At 71.2% G+C, this 18,081-nt stretch carries 20 protein-coding genes; 10 read left to right on the top strand and 10 right to left on the bottom strand.

Annotated elements, in window-relative coordinates:
* Positions 1-60: 60 nt before the first annotated feature.
* Entirely contained in the window at positions 61-843 is a 783-nt protein-coding gene (locus Asera_RS20800) for an HAD-IIA family hydrolase (protein ID WP_030444540.1), read from the bottom strand.
* Between the two features lie 127 nt (positions 844-970).
* Here Asera_RS20800 and Asera_RS20795 point away from each other — a divergent pair, with 127 nt between their 5' ends.
* Positions 971-1,186, top strand: coding sequence for a hypothetical protein (locus tag Asera_RS20795; RefSeq protein ID WP_030444541.1), 216 nt, complete (start codon positions 971-973; stop codon positions 1,184-1,186).
* A 33-nt stretch (positions 1,187-1,219) separates the two neighbouring features.
* On the opposite strand, the gene Asera_RS20790 is transcribed toward Asera_RS20795, so the two are convergent.
* Positions 1,220-2,443 (bottom strand): amidohydrolase, encoded by a 1,224-nt coding sequence (locus Asera_RS20790; RefSeq protein WP_030444542.1) that lies wholly within the window; start codon positions 2,441-2,443, stop codon positions 1,220-1,222.
* A 118-nt stretch (positions 2,444-2,561) separates the two neighbouring features.
* Entirely contained in the window at positions 2,562-3,374 is an 813-nt protein-coding gene (locus Asera_RS20785; protein WP_030444543.1) for an NAD(P)H-binding protein, read from the bottom strand.
* Positions 3,375-3,466: 92 nt separating this feature from the next.
* Between Asera_RS20785 and Asera_RS20780 the strand changes: the two genes are divergently transcribed.
* Together Asera_RS20780 and Asera_RS20775 are read left to right on the top strand one after the other, a co-directional pair.
* The gene (locus Asera_RS20780) at positions 3,467-3,898 is read left to right on the top strand and encodes a winged helix-turn-helix transcriptional regulator (protein WP_030444544.1); all 432 of its coding nucleotides are present in this window, start codon (positions 3,467-3,469) and stop codon (positions 3,896-3,898) included.
* A gap of 78 nt (positions 3,899-3,976) precedes the next feature.
* The gene (locus Asera_RS20775; RefSeq protein WP_030444545.1) at positions 3,977-4,639 is read left to right on the top strand and encodes an HAD family hydrolase; all 663 of its coding nucleotides are present in this window, start codon (positions 3,977-3,979) and stop codon (positions 4,637-4,639) included.
* A 45-nt stretch (positions 4,640-4,684) separates the two neighbouring features.
* Here Asera_RS20775 and Asera_RS20770 read toward each other — a convergent pair whose 3' ends face one another.
* Positions 4,685-5,785, bottom strand: coding sequence for a phage baseplate protein (locus Asera_RS20770; protein ID WP_051801666.1), 1,101 nt, complete (start codon positions 5,783-5,785; stop codon positions 4,685-4,687).
* A 263-nt stretch (positions 5,786-6,048) separates the two neighbouring features.
* On the opposite strand from Asera_RS20770, the gene Asera_RS20765 reads away from it, so the two are divergent.
* Entirely contained in the window at positions 6,049-6,789 is a 741-nt protein-coding gene (locus Asera_RS20765; protein WP_035295385.1) for a M50 family metallopeptidase, read from the top strand.
* Positions 6,790-6,795: 6 nt separating this feature from the next.
* Here the strand turns inward: Asera_RS20765 and Asera_RS20760 are convergent, their stop codons facing one another.
* A complete protein-coding gene (locus Asera_RS20760; RefSeq protein WP_051801670.1) occupies positions 6,796-7,272 on the bottom strand; it encodes a MarR family winged helix-turn-helix transcriptional regulator in 477 nt (158 codons plus the stop codon).
* A 75-nt stretch (positions 7,273-7,347) separates the two neighbouring features.
* Between Asera_RS20760 and Asera_RS20755 the strand changes: the two genes are divergently transcribed.
* On the top strand, positions 7,348-8,160 hold the full coding sequence (locus tag Asera_RS20755) for an SDR family NAD(P)-dependent oxidoreductase (RefSeq protein WP_035295388.1): 813 nt from the start codon (positions 7,348-7,350) through the stop codon (positions 8,158-8,160).
* 22 nt (positions 8,161-8,182) lie between these two features.
* Here Asera_RS20755 and Asera_RS20750 read toward each other — a convergent pair whose 3' ends face one another.
* On the bottom strand, positions 8,183-9,166 hold the full coding sequence (locus Asera_RS20750) for an ArsR/SmtB family transcription factor (RefSeq protein ID WP_030444550.1): 984 nt from the start codon (positions 9,164-9,166) through the stop codon (positions 8,183-8,185).
* A 75-nt stretch (positions 9,167-9,241) separates the two neighbouring features.
* Here Asera_RS20750 and Asera_RS20745 point away from each other — a divergent pair, with 75 nt between their 5' ends.
* The 4 genes from Asera_RS20745 (at position 9,242) to crcB (ending at position 13,187) form a co-directional block, all read left to right on the top strand.
* Positions 9,242-10,534, top strand: coding sequence for an MDR family MFS transporter (locus Asera_RS20745; protein ID WP_051801672.1), 1,293 nt, complete (start codon positions 9,242-9,244; stop codon positions 10,532-10,534).
* Between the two features lie 236 nt (positions 10,535-10,770).
* Positions 10,771-12,003, top strand: a complete 1,233-nt coding sequence (gene serA, locus Asera_RS20740; protein ID WP_051801674.1) for a phosphoglycerate dehydrogenase — start codon at positions 10,771-10,773, stop codon at positions 12,001-12,003.
* A 246-nt stretch (positions 12,004-12,249) separates the two neighbouring features.
* Complete coding sequence (locus tag Asera_RS20735) at positions 12,250-12,822, top strand: fluoride efflux transporter FluC (protein ID WP_244843970.1); 573 nt, start codon at positions 12,250-12,252, stop codon at positions 12,820-12,822.
* Positions 12,819-13,187, top strand: coding sequence for a fluoride efflux transporter CrcB (crcB, locus tag Asera_RS20730; protein WP_030444554.1), 369 nt, complete (start codon positions 12,819-12,821; stop codon positions 13,185-13,187). Before Asera_RS20735 ends, crcB begins: the two co-directional genes overlap by 4 nt.
* Positions 13,188-13,287: 100 nt before the next feature.
* Here crcB and Asera_RS20725 read toward each other — a convergent pair whose 3' ends face one another.
* Complete coding sequence (locus Asera_RS20725; protein WP_051801676.1) at positions 13,288-14,064, bottom strand: hypothetical protein; 777 nt, start codon at positions 14,062-14,064, stop codon at positions 13,288-13,290.
* A gap of 301 nt (positions 14,065-14,365) precedes the next feature.
* Here Asera_RS20725 and Asera_RS20720 point away from each other — a divergent pair, with 301 nt between their 5' ends.
* Positions 14,366-14,602, top strand: a complete 237-nt coding sequence (locus Asera_RS20720) for a hypothetical protein (protein ID WP_030444556.1) — start codon at positions 14,366-14,368, stop codon at positions 14,600-14,602.
* 59 nt (positions 14,603-14,661) lie between these two features.
* On the opposite strand, the gene Asera_RS20715 is transcribed toward Asera_RS20720, so the two are convergent.
* Genes Asera_RS20715 through ngcE form a run of 3 tightly spaced genes read right to left on the bottom strand, consistent with a single transcriptional unit; the run spans position 14,662 to position 17,956 of the window.
* Positions 14,662-15,555: a carbohydrate ABC transporter permease gene (locus tag Asera_RS20715; protein WP_030444557.1), complete on the bottom strand. Its 894-nt coding sequence runs from the start codon at positions 15,553-15,555 to the stop codon at positions 14,662-14,664.
* Positions 15,552-16,550: a carbohydrate ABC transporter permease gene (locus Asera_RS20710; protein WP_030444558.1), complete on the bottom strand. Its 999-nt coding sequence runs from the start codon at positions 16,548-16,550 to the stop codon at positions 15,552-15,554. Before Asera_RS20710 ends, Asera_RS20715 begins: the two co-directional genes overlap by 4 nt.
* Positions 16,547-17,956 (bottom strand): N-acetylglucosamine/diacetylchitobiose ABC transporter substrate-binding protein, encoded by a 1,410-nt coding sequence (gene ngcE, locus Asera_RS20705; RefSeq protein WP_030444559.1) that lies wholly within the window; start codon positions 17,954-17,956, stop codon positions 16,547-16,549. The genes Asera_RS20710 and ngcE overlap by 4 nt, the downstream gene beginning before the upstream one ends.
* Positions 17,957-18,081 lie beyond the last annotated feature (125 nt).

Raw genomic sequence — 18,081 nt, 5'->3', positions numbered from 1 at the left:
GATTTTTTACTTGGCGGTAACCGGCCCACCCGATCCGCCGATCGGGCCGACCGGTCCGCCTCAGCCGATCTCGTCGACCAGGTCGGCGATCGAGTCCACCACCCGCGACGGCCGGTACGGGAATCGCTCGATCTCGTCGCGCTGGGTGATGCCGGTCAGCACCAGCACCGTCTCCAGCCCGGCCTCCATCCCGCACAGCACGTCGGTGTCCATCCGGTCGCCGATCATCACCGTGGACTCCGAGTGCGCCTGCACGGTGTTCAGCGCCGAGCGCATCATCATCGGGTTCGGCTTGCCGACGAAGTACGGCTCGACGCCGGTCGCCTTCGAGATCAGCGCCGCCACCGATCCGGTCGCCGGCAGTACCCCCTGGCCGGACGGGCCGGTCGGATCGGGGTTGGTGGCGAGGAACCGCGCCCCGTCGGCGACCAGCCGGATCGCCCGGGTGATCGCCTCGAAGCTGTACGTGCGGGTCTCCCCCAGGATCACGTAGTCCGGGTCGTGGTCACTGAGCACGTACCCGATCTGGTACAGCGCCGTGGTCAGCCCCGCCTCGCCGATCACGTACGCGGAGCCGCCCGGTCGCTGGTCGTTCAGGAACTGCGCGGTCGCCAGCGCCGAGGTGAAGATCGCCTGTTCCGGCACCGCGATGCCCATCCGGTCCAGCCGGGCCTGCAGGTCGCGCGGCGTCTGCATCGAGTTGTTGGTGAGCACCAGGTAGCGCTTGCCGGAGTCGCGGAGCCGCTTGATGAACTCCTGCGCGCCGGGCACCGGGGAACCCTCGTGGATGAGCACCCCGTCCATGTCGGTCAGCCAGCACTCGGTGGGCCGTCGTGTGGTCATACCCCATCCTGGCCGATCGCGGCCGGCATGCGGGTGCCGACGCGATGAAGATCGGCCGGCGGATCGGGCCGGCCCCCCGTGTGCGACCATGACCCGCGACGATGATCGGGCGCCGAGGAGGGCACACGTGACGGCAGCGAACGAGGCCGAACTGATCCAGCGGATGTGGTTCGGCACCGTCGAGGAGGCCATCGAGGCGGTCAACGCCGCCGCCACCCTCGGCTTCGGCGTCACCCTGCACAACGAGTCGGTGCCGGACGAGGAGGAGGGCACCACCGCCGAGCAGTGGATCGTCGCCCTCTACTCCGAGGCCCCCACGGCAGCCCCGGACCCCACCGAGTAACCCGGGCGCGCTGGGCGCCCGGGCGCTCGACCGTCAGGCCGTCTCGTCGTAGTGCGGGTTGGCGGTGACGCCGACGCCGCGGGTGTCGTCCCAGTGGTACACGTCGCGGCCGGCGACGAAGACCCGCAGGGCTCGGCTGGTGACATCCAGCGGGTCGCCGGACCACAGCACGACGTCGGCGTCGCGGCCGGCGGCGAGGGTACCGACCCGGTCGTCCAGGCCGAGCATCCGCGCCGGGTTGACGCTGATCGAGCGCAGCGCGGTACCGCGGTCCAGCCCCTCCTTCACCGACAGCGCGGCCTGGTAGATCAGGAAGTCGATCGGTACCACCGGGTGGTCGGTGATGATCGCGATCTCGACGCCGGCCCGGTCCAGGATGCCGGGGTTGCGCAGCGAACGCTGGGCCACCTCGACCTTCGACCGGTTGATGAACAGCGGGCCGATCATCACCGGGATCTGCTTGTCCGCCAACAGATCCGCCAGCAGGTGCGCCTCGGTACCGTGGTTGACCACCAGCCGGTAGCCGAACTCCTCGGACAGCCGTACCGCGGTCGCGATGTCGTCGGCCCGGTGGGTGTGCTGGCACCACGGGATCTCGCCGGACAGCACCCGGGCGAGCGTCTCGTACGTGGGATTGCGGTCGAACGGCTTGCCCTCGTCGGCGGCGTGCGAGCGGGCCGCGACGTAGTCCTGGGTGTGCAGGAACGCGTCTCGGATGACCGCGGCCACGCCGAGCCGGGTGGACGGCAGCTTCTTCTGCTCGCCGTACACCCGCTTCGGGTTCTCCCCGAGCGCGCTCTTCACGCTGGCCGGGTCGCGCACGACCATCTCGTCGACGGTGCGCCCCCAGGTCTTGATCGCGGCGGTCTGGCCGCCGATCGGGTTGCCCGAGCCGGGCTTGACCACCACCGTGGTGATGCCGCCGGCCAGGGCGTCGGCGAGGCCGATGTCGGCCGGGTTGATGCCGTCCAGCGCGCGCAGCCGGGCGCCGTTGGGGTCGGTCATCTCGTTGTAGTCGCGACCCTCCCAGCCGATGCCCTCCTCGCCGATGCCCGCGTGCACGTGCCCGTCGACGAACCCGGGCAGCACCCACTGGCCGGTCGCGTCGACGGTTCGGGCGCCGGCCGGTACGGTCACCTCGCCGGCCGGGCCGACCGCGGTGATGCGCCCGTCCTCGACGAGCACCACGCCGTCGTCGATCGGCTCGGCCCCGACCGGGACGACCCGGCCGCCGGTGATCGCCAGCTGTTCCGCCATGAAGCTCTCCCTTCGCCGGGCCGCGGCAACTGCCGGGCACCGGGCTGCGGACCTCGAGACTCCCCCAGCTTGCCGCACCGCCGACCCGGGTCCCGCACCGACCGGCGGCGCGGGACCGCTACGCCGTCCGGTTCTGCGCCGCGCTGGCCGCCGCGACGGGCACCGCGTCGACCGGAGCGCGACCGAGCAGCGCTTCGAGATCGCCGGTCGTCGTGCCGAGAAACCCGTGCCGGATGCTCGTGGCGATCGACGCGATCATCGGTGGCTGGAACGGCAGGAGCCCGTCGGTACGGAGCACTCCGGCGCGGTGCTCACCGAGGGAGATCGACCGGTGGCGGACGCCCAGGGCCGCGGCGACCTCGCCCGCCGTGATCGGAGTACCGACGAGGTCATAGCTTCGGTGCGCGTGCCGCACCGGCGCCGCCGCCACCGTTGCCGCCGCCCGGGCAAGGTCGTCTCGGGCCACGGCGGCGAGAGCCCCCTGGCCGAACGGGGTGACCAACTCGCCGGCGGCGTTCCACGCCATCAGGCTGCCGAACAGTTCGGCGTAGATGCCGTTGCGCAGCATGGTCCACGCCAGGCCACTGTCCATGATCAGCCGCTCGGTCGCCCGGTGCGCGAGAGCGAACCCGAGATGGTCGCCGGCGGTGACGAGACTGGTGTACACGACGTGCTCGACGCCGTCGCGGCGCGCGGCGTCGAGCACCGCCGCGTGGCGGGCGATGACCTGGTCGTCCTCGGCGTAGCCGGCGGAGACCAGGACGAGCACACCGACGCACGACAGATCGATGGTGTCCGGCCGGTCGAAGTCCATCGGGCGGATGCCCGTGCGCGTTCCGCGGCTGCCGCCGAGCGCGGGGACATCGCGCTGTCGAAGCGTGGCCAGGATGCGGGAGCCGAGGTGCCCGCCGGCGCCGGTGACCAGGATCATGGAGTGAGCCTCCCAGGTGGTTCTCATCAGTAACTAAGGTTCTGTTTGGTAACTATCATTCGGCCCCACCGGGCGCACAAGAAGGCAGTTCGATGTCACCCACGCACACGGCGGTAACCCCCACCGGGGTTCCGGCCGCCCAGTTGGAGCCCTGCGGCAAGGCCGACCATCCCGACTGCGGGATCCGAGACGTCCTCGACCGCGTCGGTGACAAGTGGTCGGTCCTGGTGATCGTCGAGCTGGCCAGCGGGCCGCGACGGTTCCGCGAGTTGCAACGGGCGATCGACGGAATCTCGCAGCGGATGCTGACGCTGACGGTTCGTCGGCTGGAGCGCGACGGCCTCGCCATCCGCACGGTGTATCCCACGGTTCCGGCGCAGGTCGACTACCGCCTCACCGACCGCGGTTCCTCGCTGACGCACCTCGTCCGGGCGCTGGCCGCGTGGTCGAGTGACAACAAGGAGGCCATCGCCGCCGCGCGGTCGGCGTACGACGCCGAACATCCCGACAACGAGATGCGGTAGCCGGGCCGCTGCCGCCGGACCCGATGCGCGGGGGCCGGTCCGGCGCCGGTACCGACCGGCGGATGGCATCGTGGGCGCATGGACACACGGCATGGCGTGATCTTCGATCTGGACGGCGTCCTGGTCGACTCCGAACAGTGGTGGGACGAGATCCGGCGCGGCGTGGTCGCCGAGTTCGGCGGCCGCTGGACCGACGAGGCGACCACCGCGATGCTCGGGATGTCCACCCCCGAGTGGGCCCGCTACCTGGTCGAGGCGCTCGGCGTACGGCTGCCGCCGGAGCAGGTCGCGGCCGCGGTCATCGACCGGATGGCCGACCGGTACGCGGCCGGGCCGCCACTGCTGCCGCACGCCGTCGAGGCGGTCCGGGAGGCGGCACGGCGGGCACCGGTCGCGATCGCCACCTCCTCGCCGCCGCGGATCATCGACGCGTTCCTGGCCGGTACCGCGCTGACCGGGACGGTGCGCGCCGCGATCTCGTCCGAGCAGGCCGGCGCCGGCAAGCCGGACCCGGCGGTGTACCTGGCCGCCGCGGCCGGCATCGACGTACCGGCCGGCGACTGCGTGGCGATCGAGGACTCCAGCAACGGGCTGCGCGCCGCGCTCGCCGCCGGGATGACCGTGGTCGCCGCGCCCAACCCGCACTTCCCGCCGGATCCCGGCGTGCTGGCCCGGGCCGGCTACCGGATCGGCTCGCTCACCGAACTGGCGCCGACGCTGGACACGATCTGGCCGGCGTGACCACCGCACCGCCGGCCCGGTCGTACCCCCGGGCCGGCCGCATCGTCAGCCGGTGAGCTGGTCCAGGTAGCAGACGGTCGCGATCTTGTGCGAGTCGGTGTCCGAGATGGTCTCGGCGAAGCCGAACGCCAGCCGCGGTGCGCCGCCCCGGCCGACCTGGATCGCCATGCCCTCCGGCTCGCGGAACCGCATGTCGTTCGCCACGGTCATCAGCTGCCGGCCCTCCACCACACCGTCGGTCCAGCGCACCCGGGTGACCACGGTGTTGCCGGTCGGCCGGTCCGATCCGGTGTGGCCGAAGGCGTTGCCCTCGATCAGGTACAGGTACCGGCCGTAGGTGGCGTAACCCTGGAAGTCAGTGGCGAGCACGTCCGGCTGGGCGACCTCGGCGATTGGCTTGACCACGCCGGCGCGCAGCTGCGGCAGCAGGTACAGCGCGTACCGGAAGTGGCCGTCGACGCGGTGCCGCATGGTGATCGTGTCGTGCACCGGGTCGGTCGACGCGGTGGTGCGGTCCGCGCCGGGCACCGGGGCGTACTGCCGCAGGCTCGGCGAGTCGGGGGTGAGGATCGCGCCGTCGACGAACGGGAACCGGCCGAGCACGCTGCCCCAGCCGTGCTTGCCGTCGTCGGCGATCGCCTTCGTCTCGGTCCACAGGTACGCGCCGTTCGGCGACGGCTCGACGCCGATCTGCACGCCGTGCCCGAACCCGGTGAGGAACATGTGGCCGAGCACCGTACCGGTGCTGTCCAGCCGGGTCAGGCACATGTCGCCGTGCAGGTCGCGGATGGCGCCGGCGACCGGCGCGTCCTCGCCCGGAAGTTGCTGCCCGCCCTGCATCAGCTGCACGGTGTACAGCTCGTCGCGGGTGTTGTCGAACGCCAGGGCCTGCAGCACGGTGTTGTTGAACAGCAGCTTGTCGCGCCACAGCACGTGCCCCGGTGCGTCCAGCGCGAACCGCGGCGACCGGGGCAGCGCCGGCCCGCCCGCGGCGGACGCGGTGCCGGTCGCGCCGGTGCCGGCGCTCGCGGTACCGACAGCGAGGGCGCCGATGCCGGCGCCGAGGGCCACGCCGCCGGCGGCCAGCAGTCCGCGTCGGCTGATCCGTCGGCTGGTCTGCCGGTGCCCGGCAGGAGTCTCGACCACGCCTGACCTCCCATCCACCTGCCGCGTCCGATACGCGGCAGGCACAGCATGACCGCGGCACGAACGGAAATCAACGGTACGTGGAGCTCAATCTCGCAAACTTACACGTGAAGTTCGCACCGAACTTCACGGTATCGACCGGCTCCCGCGACCGTGCGGCGTGGCGGCGGCACGGTACGGCGTGATGCCGGCGCCGTGACCGGCCGGGTGGGACGCGCATGGCACCATCACGGTCTCGGCTCACCGGCGAGAGAGGCGGCCCCGTGCACGGCTCGACGATCAGCGAGGTCTGGCATCAGGTCATCGGCACCCAGCCGACGGCGCCGCTGGCGTTGGTGCTGGTCACCGGCGTCATCACGCTGCTCGTCGTCGGGTACGGCCCGGTCTGGCGGGTGGCCCGCAACGCGATCACGATCGCGCACGAGGGTGGCCACGCCCTGATCGCGCTGCTGTCCGGGCGCCGACTGACCGGCATCCGGCTGCACTCCGACACCTCCGGAGTCACCGTGTCGGTGGGCAAGCCGACCGGCCCGGGCATGGTGTTCACCGGCCTCGCCGGCTACATAGCGCCGTCGCTGCTGGGCCTCGGCGCGGCGGCGATGGTCACCGCGGACCGCCTCACCGCGCTGCTGTGGCTGACCCTGTTGCTGCTGCTCGCGATGCTGATCATGATCCGCAACGCGTACGGGGTACTCACCGTCGTGGTCACCGGCGTGGCGCTGTTCGTCATCTCCTGGTTCGCCTCGCCGACGGTGCAGGCCGCCGCCGCGTACCTGATCACCTGGTTCCTGCTGCTCGGCGGGCTGCGGCCGATCTTCGAGCTGCAGACCAAGCGGTCGCGCCGGCAGGCACCCAGCTCCGACGCCGACCAGCTGCACCGCCTCACCGGCGTACCGGGCATCGTCTGGGTCGTGGTGTTCTTCCTGGTCGCCGCCGGCTGCCTGCTCGTCGGCGGCTACTGGCTCGTCCCCGAACTCCCGTCGATCGCCGGCGTCACCGGCTGACCCGGCTCAGCAGTCCACCACCGGCAGCGCGCGGCCCGCACCGGGGCCGTCGAGGATCTTCTCGACGGTACGGCCGAGCCGGTCGCGGTCCGCGGCGGACAGGTGACCGAGGAGGTCCTCCTCCGCCCGGTCGAGCACGTCCGCGGCCGTGCGCAGCGCGCCGGCGCCGCGGTCGGTGAGCTCGACCAGGTGGCGACGGCGGTCGGCCGGATCGCGCCGGCGCCGGACGTATCCGGCCCGCTCCAGGTCGTCGAGGATCGACACGATCGTGGTGCGGTCGATGCCGGACCGTGCGGACATCCCCTGCTGGGACGGCACGCCGGCGGCGGCGAGGGTCAGCACCCGCAGGTGCCGGCCGCTGAGTCGATGTTCGGCGAGCGCGGCGTCGGCCATCGCCATGGCCACCTTGCCCAGCTCCACGAGCCGGAACCCGGTACGCCCGAGCAGGTCGGCCTCGGCATCGGACGGCGCGCTGATCGACATGCGTCCAGCTTATTCCGCCCGCCCCGCTCGAGCAGGTAGGCTGATCGTCAGCACTGCTGACGATTTGGAGCTCTGATGGAATACCGAGGTACGACGGCGCTCGTCACCGGCGCGTCCGGCGGCATCGGTGCGGCCCTCGCCGAGCAGCTGGCCGCCCGCGGCGCCCACCTGGTCCTCGTTGCCCGCTCGACCGAGCGGCTCACCGCCCTCGCCGAGCAGCTGCGCGCCGAGCACGGCGTCCGGACCGAGGTGGTGAGCACCGACCTGACCGCGCCGGGCGCCGCCGAGGCGCTGCGCACCGAGCTCGACCGCCGCGGCGTCCGGATCGATCTGCTCGTCAACAATGCCGGCATGGCGAGCGCCGGCCGTTTCGCCGAGATCCCCGCCTCCCGCACCCGCACCGAACTCGCCCTCGACGTCTGCGCGCTCGTCGACCTGACCCACGCGTTCCTGCCCGACATGGTCCGGCGCGGTTCGGGCGGCGTCCTCAACGTCGCGTCCACCGCCGCCTTCCAGCCAGCCCCGTACATGGCGGTCTACGCGGCGGCGAAGTCCTTCGTGCTGTCCTTCAGCCGGGCGCTGTGGGCCGAGTACCGGTCTGCCGGCATCCGGGTCACCGTGGTCTGCCCCGGGCCGGTACGCACCGGGTTCGCCGTCCGGCTCGGGACCCCACAGCCGGAGATCGGGCAGCTGCGCACCCCGGCGCAGGTGGCGCGGGCGGCGCTCGACGGGTACCGGCGCGGCCGGCACACCGTGGTGCCCGGCGCGGCGAACGGGCTGATGCAGGGCATCCGGTTCCTGCCGACCCGGCTGGTACTGGCGATCGGCCGCCGCACGCTCGGCCGGGTACTCGGCACCGCGCACAGCCCGGAGCTGACCCCGGCCTGACCGACCACCGCAGGTCCGCGCGTCAGCGCGACGCGGACACCGCGAGCAGCGCGTCGGCGGTTTCGGTGCGGGCGTAGAGGACCACCCGGCCGGCCCGGTGCGCGGCGACCAGGCCGGCCGACCGCAGCAGGGTGAGCTGCTGGGAGACCGCGCCGGGGGTCAGGCCGGTACGGCGGGCGAGTTCGGTGGTGGACGCCGGCGCGACCAGTTCGGCCAGCAGCCGCGCCCGCGCGCGGCCGAGGACGGCGCCGAGCGCCTCCGGGCCGGCCGCGGTCCCGGTCTCCCACACCGTGGCGATGCCGCGGGGCGGGTACAGCAGGGTGGGCTGCCAGGGCCGCTGGCTGATCGTGTACACGCTGGGCCAGGCGAACACCGACGGGACCAGGACCAGCCCCGACCCGTCCAGGCTGCGGGAGGTGTGCCAGTGCGTGTGCCGCACGTACAGCCGGTCGTCGGCGAAGCTGACCCGCTCGTGCAGGTCGCCGAACAGCAGGTACGCGCCGCCCTCGGCGAGCCGGCGGGCCCGGTAGGCGATCTCGCCCTCCAGCAGGCCGCGCACCCGCGGCCAGTCCGGTGCGAGCGCGACCTCCCAGTACGCGGTGACGGTGTCGGTCAGCTCGGCGAGCCCCGACGCCGGGTCGTCGGCCAGCCGGGCGGCGAACGGACCGGCCGCGGTACCTAGCCGCTGCAGCCCGGCGCGCACCTCCTCCGGCGCGATCGCCCGGACCGCAGCGAGTTCGGCGGCGAAATCCGGCACCGGGGTGGTCGGCGGCGGGGTGAGGAAGTCCGGGATGTAGTGGGTCGGCGTGGGCACCAGGTCCAGCAACGGCCCGATGTCGACGCGGGCGGCGAACAGCGCGCGCCGGGCCCGCCGGATCCACGGCAGGTGCAGCGCCCGGTCGGCCGGGTGACGCAGCGCACGAACGCTCACCACCGCCTCCCACAGCGGCGAGAACGCGAACCGGATGCGCAGCACGTCTTCGGTGGAGAAGGCCAGCTCCAGCACGATGCCCCCGATCGCAGATTCAGCTCAGTCTAAATCTCTGGAAAGGAGCGAACGCGGTCAACGACAGTTACCCGCGTGACTCCGCACAGCACCGACCAACGCTCCCGCCCCGACACCGGTACCGCCACCATCCCGACCCAGCGCCGCTCCCGCCTCGCCACCGAGATGCACACCCACCTCGGCGGGCTGCCCCGTACCTTCTGGATCCTGTTCGGCGGGCAGCTGGTGAACCGGATCGGCGGCATGGTCGCCGCGTTCCTGGTGCTCTACCTCGGTGCGCAGGGGCTGTCGGCCGGCCAGATCGGCGCGGTACTGGCCGCGCGCGGCGTCGGTTCGCTGGTGTCCCAGCCGCTCGGCGGGCTGCTCGCCGACCGGGTCGGCCGCCGGTTCACGCTGCTGACCGGGCTGGTGGCGACCAGCGGTGCGCTGGTCCTGCTCGGCGCGGTGCACCCGCTGCCGGCGATGATCGCCGCGGCCGCGCTGCTCGGCTCGGTCAGCGAGCTGTACCGGCCGGCGTCCTCGGCACTGGTCGCCGACGTGGTGCCGCCCGCGGCCCGGGCCAAGGCGTACGGGCTGCTGTTCTGGGCGGTGAACCTCGGCTTCGCGGTGGCGAGCCTGCTCGCCGGCTTCCTCGCCGAGCACGGGTACTGGCTGCTGTTCGCCGTCGACGCGGGCACCGGGCTGGCGTTCGCGGTGATCATCGCGGTCGGCATCCCGCGCGGCACCGCGGGCCGGCCGAAGCCGGCCACCGGGGCCGACCGGGCCGGGTACCGCACCGCGCTGCGCGACCCGCTGCTGGTGGCGCTGGTGCTGCTCACCCTCGCCTACGCGACTCTGTACAACCAGGCGCAGGTGGCGATCCCGCTGGCGATCAGGGACCACGGCCTGCCCGCGACCGTCTACGGGACCGCCGCGGCGATCAACGGCATCGTGATCGTCGTGCTGCAGCCGGTACTGACCACCTGGCTGGCCCGGTTCGACCGGATGAAGGTACTCGCCGTGTCCTGGGCGCTGGTCGGCGGCGGCATGGCGCTCACCGGCCTCGCGCACACCGCCTGGCAGTACTGCCTGGTCGTGGTGGTGTGGACGATCGGCGAGGTGGGTACCGCCGGCTTCACCGCGGCGCTGGTCGCCGACCTGGCCCCGGCCCAGGCGCGCGGCCGGTACCAGGCGATGTTCGGCTGGGGGTGGTCGGCCGCGAGCCTCACCGGCCCGACCGCCGGTACGTTCGTCTACGGCACGCTCGGCCCGGCGGCGACCTGGCTCGGCTGCCTCGCGATCGGCGCGCTGTGCGGCGTCGGGGCGCTCGCGCTGGCCAGCCGGGTCGCCCGCCGCCGAGCCGCCGCGCTGGGCCTCTCGATCGCCTGACCCCCGATGTCGATCAAGGCATCGCCGCACGTTCGCCCAGGAGAGACTGCGCCGATCCCTTGATCGACCGGCGGGTGGTGGGGCTGGTGTGACGACTGCATCGTGGTACCGGCCACCCGGTGTGGTCGAGCACCCCGGCGGGGTCTCTAGGCTGGGTGCATCAGCCCGGGCCGTCGGCCGCGTCGCCGGCCCGGATGCCGAGCAGCGACGCACGGCCACCGCTCGAGCGAGAAAGGATGCTCGTGGTCATCGACAACGCCACCCAGCAACCCGTCCGTGCCCTGCTGTTGGAGGGCATTCATCCCGACGCGCAGAGCCGGCTGGAAAAGGCCGGCTACCAGGTGGAGACCCTGGGACGCGCGCTGGACTCCGACGAGCTGGCGAGCCGGCTGGGCGGCGTGCAGCTGCTCGGGATCCGCTCCAAGACGCAGGTCACCGAGCAGGTGCTGGACGCCGCACCGGACCTGCTCGCGGTCGGCGCGTTCTGCATCGGTACCAACCAGATCGACCTGCCGGCCGCCGCTGCACGCGGCGTCGCTGTCTTCAACGCGCCGTTCTCCAACACCCGCAGCGTGGTCGAGATCGCGCTGTCCGAGATCATCGCGCTGACCCGGCGGCTGACCGAGAAGAACGCGAGCCTGCACGCCGGCGTCTGGGACAAGTCGGCGTCCGGCGCGCACGAGGTGCGCGGCCGCCGGCTCGGCATCGTCGGCTACGGCAACATCGGTACCCAGCTGTCCGTGCTGGCCGAGAACCTCGGCATGTCGGTGTACTTCTACGACACCGCCGACAAGTTGGCGCTCGGCAACGCGCGCCGCTGCGGCTCGCTGGACGAGCTGCTCAGCGAGGTCGACGTGGTCACCCTGCACGTGGACGGCCGGCCCGGCAACAGCGGCATGTTCGGCGCCGACGAGTTCGCCCGGATGCGGCCCGGCAGCCTGTTTCTCAACCTGTCCCGCGGGTTCGTGGTCGACCACCTGGCCCTGCGCGACAACATCACGTCGGGACACCTGGCCGGCGCCGCGATCGACGTGTTCCCGACCGAACCGAAGGGCCGCGGCGACGAGTTCGTCTCCGAGCTGCAGGGCCTGCCGAACGTGATCCTCACCCCGCACATCGGCGGCTCCACCGAGGAGGCGCAGCAGGACATCGGCCAGTTCGTGGCCGGCAAGTTCCGCGACTTCATCGAGGCCGGCGCGACCGCGATGAGCGTCAACTTCCCGCAGCTGGACCTCGGCGAGCGGCCCGGCGCGCGACGGCTGGTGCACGTGCACCGCAACGTGCCCGGCGTGCTGGCGAAGATCAACGGTCTGCTCGGCGAGCACCACGTCAACGTCGACGGCCAGCTGCTCGGTACCCGCGGCGAGATCGGCTACGTGATCACCGACATCGGGTCCCGCAGCAGCGCGGAGGTGCTGGCCGGGCTGTCCGCGATGCCGGAGACGATCCGGCTCCGCGCGCTCGACTGACCTGCGGTCCGGGTGGGGCGGTTTGCCCCGCCCGGACGGACGCCGCGCCCGGCGTCAGTCTCCCGGCCGGGCCGTGAGGTTTCTCGCTCCGGTGATCGCGGCGATGGCGGTCACCGGCCGGATATCCTGGGCCCATCGGCGGTGGGGCCCGCCGTCCGGCATCGGCCGGAGAACCGCACCACCCGGTCGCCAACGGTCCCTACCAGGTGCGCAGCATGCCCGGTAGGCGAGGCGAGGAGCCCACAGATGTCACACGGCCACGGCGCCGCGATGGACGAGCACGCGTCGGCGCAGGGTACGACCGGTCCCGCTGGCGAGCCGGTACCCCAGAGCGCGACCGGCAACCCGGGACCGCCGCTCGCCACCGACCCGGACATCGACCTGCACGTCCCGCAGCAGCGTCAGGAACTGCGCCACCACCCCGCGGTACTGCTGGGCACGATCGCCGCCGGTGGCGTGCTCGGCGCGTTCGGGCGCTACGGGCTGTCCGTCGCGATACCGCACGCCCGCACCGGATTCCCCTGGTCGACGTTTCTGGCCAACGTGTCCGGTGCGTTCCTGATCGGCCTGCTGATGGTGCTGATCGCCGAGGTGCTACCGGCGCATCCGCTGATCCGGCCCTTTTTCGGAGTGGGCGTACTGGGCGGTTACACCACCTTCTCGACGTCCATCGTGGACACCCAGCAACTGGTCGCCGCGGGTGCGGCCCGGATCGCCCTGCTCTACCTGGTCGCAACCCTCGCCGGCGCGGTGCTCGCCACCCTGGCCGGGACGCTGGTGGCCCGTACCGTGGCCCGGCGCGGGGGGCGGCGGGCATGACACTGGTCCTGATCGCGATCGGCGCTGCCGTGGGTGCCCCGGCGCGCTATCTGGTCGACCGCTGCGTGCAGTCCCGGCACGACTCGGTGTTTCCGTGGGGCACGTTCACGGTGAACATGCTCGGCTCGTTCCTGCTCGGCCTGGTCGTCGGCGGCGCGGGGGCGATCTCGCCCGGGGTCACGGCGCTGCTGGGCACCGGCCTGTGCGGCGCGCTGACGACCTACTCGACGTTCAGCTACGAGACGCTGCGGCTGCTGTCCACCGGCGGCCGCAGCCTCGCGGTGCTCAACGTGGTGGCGAGCCTGGCCGGGGGGCTCGGCGCCGCGTTCGCGGGCTTCGCCGCCGCCACCGCGATCTGGGGATAGCCAGCCGACCGCGAAGCCGTGGTGGGGCCGCCGGGCGGCGGCCCCGGGCACGGGGAAGGCGTTCGGCGACCCCGGGGCAAGGGCCGCCGAACGATGTGACTCAGTTGCCGTAGGACGGGGAGTCGTCGACCGCGCCGAAGCTCTCCGAGTAGTCCTGACCGCCATGGTCCGAACCGTCCGAGCCGCCGTCCGATCCGTCGCCGGAGCCGCCGGTGGAGTCCGAACCGGACTGGTCGCCGGTCGAGGACGAGCCACCGGAGGAGTCCGCGCCGCCCGAGGAGTCGCCGCCGTCCGACCCATCGGCGCCCGGCACCGAGGTGAGGTCGGGGATCGACGCCGGGCCGCCGGAGCCGTGGTCTCCGCCGGACGAGTCGCCACCGGAGGTCGACGAGTCGCCACCGGAGGACGAGCCGCCACCGGAGGTCGAGTCACCGCCCGAGGTGGACGAGTCGCTGCCGTCACCGGAGCCACCGGCTGGCGGCTGCGCGGACGGGCCACCCGGCGCCGCCGCACCGCCCGGCGCCGCCGCACCGGAACCGTCGCCGTCGTGGCCGCCGGTGTCGCCGCTGCCACCGCCCGACCCACCGGTGACGTACGAGTCGTCGTGGCTGAAGTCGACGCCGCTGGCGGTGTCGTCCAGGTAGCCGTCGCCGTTCTCGTCGACCATCCGCTCGTCGAAGCTGCCGTCGTGGTTCTGGTCGTAGTCGGCGTATTCGACGATGCCGTCGCCGTTCTCGTCGTACGCGACGAAGTCGGTCTGACCGTCCCCGTTCGTGTCGGCCGTGTACTCCACGGAGCCGTCACTCTCGTAGTGGGCCGTCACGTCGTCGGCCTGGCCGTCACCGTCCGCGTCGATCCACACGTCGCTGTCGCTCATTCCGCTTCCCCCTAGACTCGGCCCCACCGGGGCCGTGCACCCCACCAGGCCTGTTGCATCACCTATGTTGGCGGCCGGTTCGCGCCGCGCCGTGCACCACGATAGGTCCCGCTCTCCAGTGCCGCCCTCCCCGTTCCGTGCCAGCAACCGATCGTCACGCACCGTGTTGACGTACTGGCATTTCCCGTCCGGTTCACCGCGCGGGCTGCCGGATGAATGCTGATGAATTCCACGAAGTCGCGCGTGTCAACCGAGCGCGAAGCATACTGATCGTGTATCGGACGAGCACGAGGGGTAAGCGATGATGACGACGTCGCCGGACCTGAGGAGCGTCCTGTCGCGGGTGACCGACGCGGTGGAGAACCTTCCGTGCGGGGCCGAGCACTCCTGCTCCGCCCAGCTGCGGCGGGACCTGTTCGCGCTGCGCGAGCGCGTGCGTTGGGCCGGCCGGCCCAGCGGCGACCTGCTCGCCGAGGCCGAGGGGCTGCTCGGCCGGATCAGCGAGTACCTGGCCGCCACCGGCCCGGCGGTGCGCTGAGCCAAGCGGGACATGTCGCGGCGCCCCGGCCGTCGGCCGGGGCGCCGCGCTGTCCGGTGCTACTTCACCGCGCCGGCAACCACCGAGCCGCGCAGCTGACGCTGGAAGATGATGTACACCACCAGCACCGGAGCCACGGTGATCACCACGGCGGCGAACAGCGCGCCGAAGTCCACCGCGTACCCGGCCTGCGACTGGAACTGCGACATCGCCTGGGTCAGCACCGAGTCGTCCGGCTTCAACACCGTCGGCAGCAGGAACTGGTTCCACAGGCCGAGGAAGTTGAAGATCGCCACCGAGGCCAGGCCGGGCCGGGCCATCGGCAACATCACCTGGAAGAACGTGCGCCACTCCCCCGCGCCGTCGACCTGGGCCGCCTCGTACACGTCGAACGGCAGCCGCTTGAAGAAGGCGTGCAGGAAGAACACCGTGAACGGCAGTGCGAACGCCACGTACGTGACGATCAGGCCGGTCAGCGTGTTCAACAGGCTGAGGTTCTTCAGGATCGAGAACAGCGGCACGATCGCCAGGAAGATCGGGAACGTCAATCCCGCGAGCATCAGGTAGTAGATGGCCCGGTTGCCGAAGAACTTGAACCGGGCCAGCACGTACGAGCACATCGCGCCCAGCACCATCACGATGACCAGCGAGAAGCCGACCACGATGATGGTGTTGATGAACGCCGGGCCGACCCCGGACTCGTTCCACGCGTTCGCGTAGTTCTGCCAGTGCAGGCTGTGCGGCCAGGTGAGCGGGTTGCCGAGCGCCTCCTTGGTCGTCTTGAACGAGGAGACGAACACCCACAACAGCGGCAGCACGACCAGCAGCGACCACAGGATCAGGATGATGTGCGCGACCACGTCGAACCCGACCGAACGGTCGTTGCTGCGGCGGCGCGGCCGGCCGGTGGACCTCGGCGTGTCGGTCGGCTCGGTGACAGCGGTCTGGGTCATCGCCGTCCCCCCTTCTCGCGTCCGCCGGTCACGGCGTTGACCACGAACACCACCGCCGCGAACACCAGTGTCACGACGGCGAGCATGACGCCCATCGCGGTGGCGTACCCGAACTGGCCCTTCGTGAAGGCCGTCGTGTACAGGTCCTGGGACATCACCAGGGTGGAGTTCTGCGGGCCGCCGTCGGGGTTCAACGCGGCCATGTAGACGAACGAGTCGAGCGCCGCGATGCCGACGTAGATGTAGGCGGTCTGGATGTTGTCCCGGATCAGCGGGACGACGATCGACACCGCCGTGCGCACCCGGCTGGCGCCGTCGAGCCGGGCGGACTCGAAGATTTCCGGGTCGATACCGCGGATGCCGGCGATGAACAGCACCATGTAGAACCCGACGAAGCTCCACACGATCACGAAGATCGTCGCCGCCATCGCGGTCCGCGAGTCACCGAGCCAGGCGTAGTTCTTCGCGCTGTCGAACCCGAGGTGGGTCAGCACGGCGTTCAGGATGCCGCTGCCCGGGTCGTAGATCTGGGCCCAGATGATGCCGATGACGATGGCGGGAACCGCGTACGGGAAGAACGAGACCACGCGGTAGAGGTTCGACTTCGTCAGGCCGCGCACCGCACCGGTACCGCTGCCGCCGACCGTGACCACCGTGGCCAGCGCGAGGGCGAGCACGATCGTCACGAACGGCACGACCAGGCCGAGGATGATGCTGTTGCGCATCGACTTCAGGAACGTGTCGTCCTGGAACAACTTCACGTAGTTGTCGATCCCGATGAAGTTCATCGTCGCGCTGAAGCCGCCCCAGTCGGTCAGCGAGTAGTAGATCGCCTGCACGAACGGCGACACGACGAACACCAGGAAGATGATCAGCGGCACGCCGAGGAACACCGCGAAGAAGCTCACCCGGTCGAAGGTGAGTCGCCGCCGGCGCCCCCGGCCGGCCGGCCGGGCAGGCCGGCCGGTCGAGGTGGTCGAAACGGTTGAACTCACGAAGAGACCTTGTTCTTCTTGATCGAGCTGTCGTTGGCGATCTTGTCGGTGATCTTCTGCAGCGCGGTGGTCAGCCCGGCGGCGTCGATCTTGCCGGACAGGAACGAGTTCCACGGCACCAGCTGGTCGGGGTTCATGCCGTAGAAATCGACGAACTGGTAGTTGAAGACGTTCGATCCGGCCTTGTCCAGCATCTGGGTCTGCGACTGCAGCGCGGTCGAGCCGAAGCCGTCCGCCGGGACCAGGCCCTTGACGATGGTCGGGGCGAGCCGGGTCTTGCTGAAGTTGGTCGCCGCGTCCTTCGACAGCATCGCCCGCATGATCTCCTTGCCGCCGGCGGGGTTCTTGCCGGTGCTCGGCACGATGTACGGCTCACCCGCGGCGCTGCGGATCGTCTCGTACGGCATCTGCGAGTTACTGGTGACCGTGAACTCCGGGATGCCCTTCATCTGGAAGCCGGACTTGGTGGCGTCCTTCATCTCGTTCTCGATCCAGCCACCGGACGGGTAGAGGATCGCCTGCTGGTCGTTGCTCCACTTGGCCTGCGCCTTGGTGAACTGGGTGCCGGCGCCGCCGGGGATGAAGTAGCCCTTCTTGACGCAGGTCTCCAGCGCCTGGAACACCTTCTGGATGTTCGGGTTCGACCAGCACTTCGGCTTCAGGTTCTCCAGCGCCAGACGGACGTCCGGGCCACCCTCCTTGATGGCGGAGTCGACCGCGAGCGTCTGGTAGTAGGTCGCGGCCTCCTTGCCCCAGACGAAGAGGTACTTGCCCTTCTTCTTCGCCTTGGCGCCCAGGTCGATCGCCTCGTCCCAGGTCTTCGGCGGGGTCCAACCGTTGGCGGAGAACAGCGAGCCCGAGTACCAGATGCCGTACACGGTCATCGCGTAGTTCATCGCCACGAACTTGCCGCTGAACGTCCCCGGGTCCTTCACGTGCGGGTACACGGTGTCGGCGATCTTCGTGCCCTCGTAGTTGTTGGCCTCGAAGACGTCGTCGAGCTCCGACAGGCTCTTGAGAATCGTGCTGAAACCGATTGCGTTGGCACCCGAGTTGTCGATCAGGTCCGGCGGGTTGCCGCCGGCGAAGCGCGGCTGCAGCTGCTGGGCGATCTTCGTCGACGGCTTCACCTTCGAGTTCGTGCCCTGCTTCTTGTCGGCTTCCTTGGCCGCGAAGGTCACGTAGTCGTAGCCGTAGCCGCCGTTGAAGATGACCGCGTCGATCGTGGAACCCTTGGCCACGCCGAACGGGTTGGTCGACGTCTTCTTCCCGGTCTTGGCCTTGTCTCCGCCGCCACCGCCCCCGGCGCAGCCAGCCAGTGCCGCGCCGAGTGGCGCGGCAGCGGCCACGGCCAGCGAACCCTGCAGCAGCCGCCGGCGACTGACCGGCTTGGTGTTCTCGTCCATGGTCTCAGGCGACCTTCCGTCGGAAACGGGACTCATGATGGTCCTCGCCTTCGCTGGCTCAGGCGGCACACCGGATCCTGCCGGCATGCCGCTGTTCAAGGATTCGGTTGTGCTGGTTCCCCACC

Origin of the sequence: Actinocatenispora sera (assembly GCF_018324685.1) — a bacterium.
Taxonomy (GTDB): Bacteria; Actinomycetota; Actinomycetes; order Mycobacteriales; family Micromonosporaceae; genus Actinocatenispora; species Actinocatenispora sera.
Note: the sequence above shows the minus strand (reverse complement) of the source record. Positions and strands in the feature narration are given on the sequence as shown.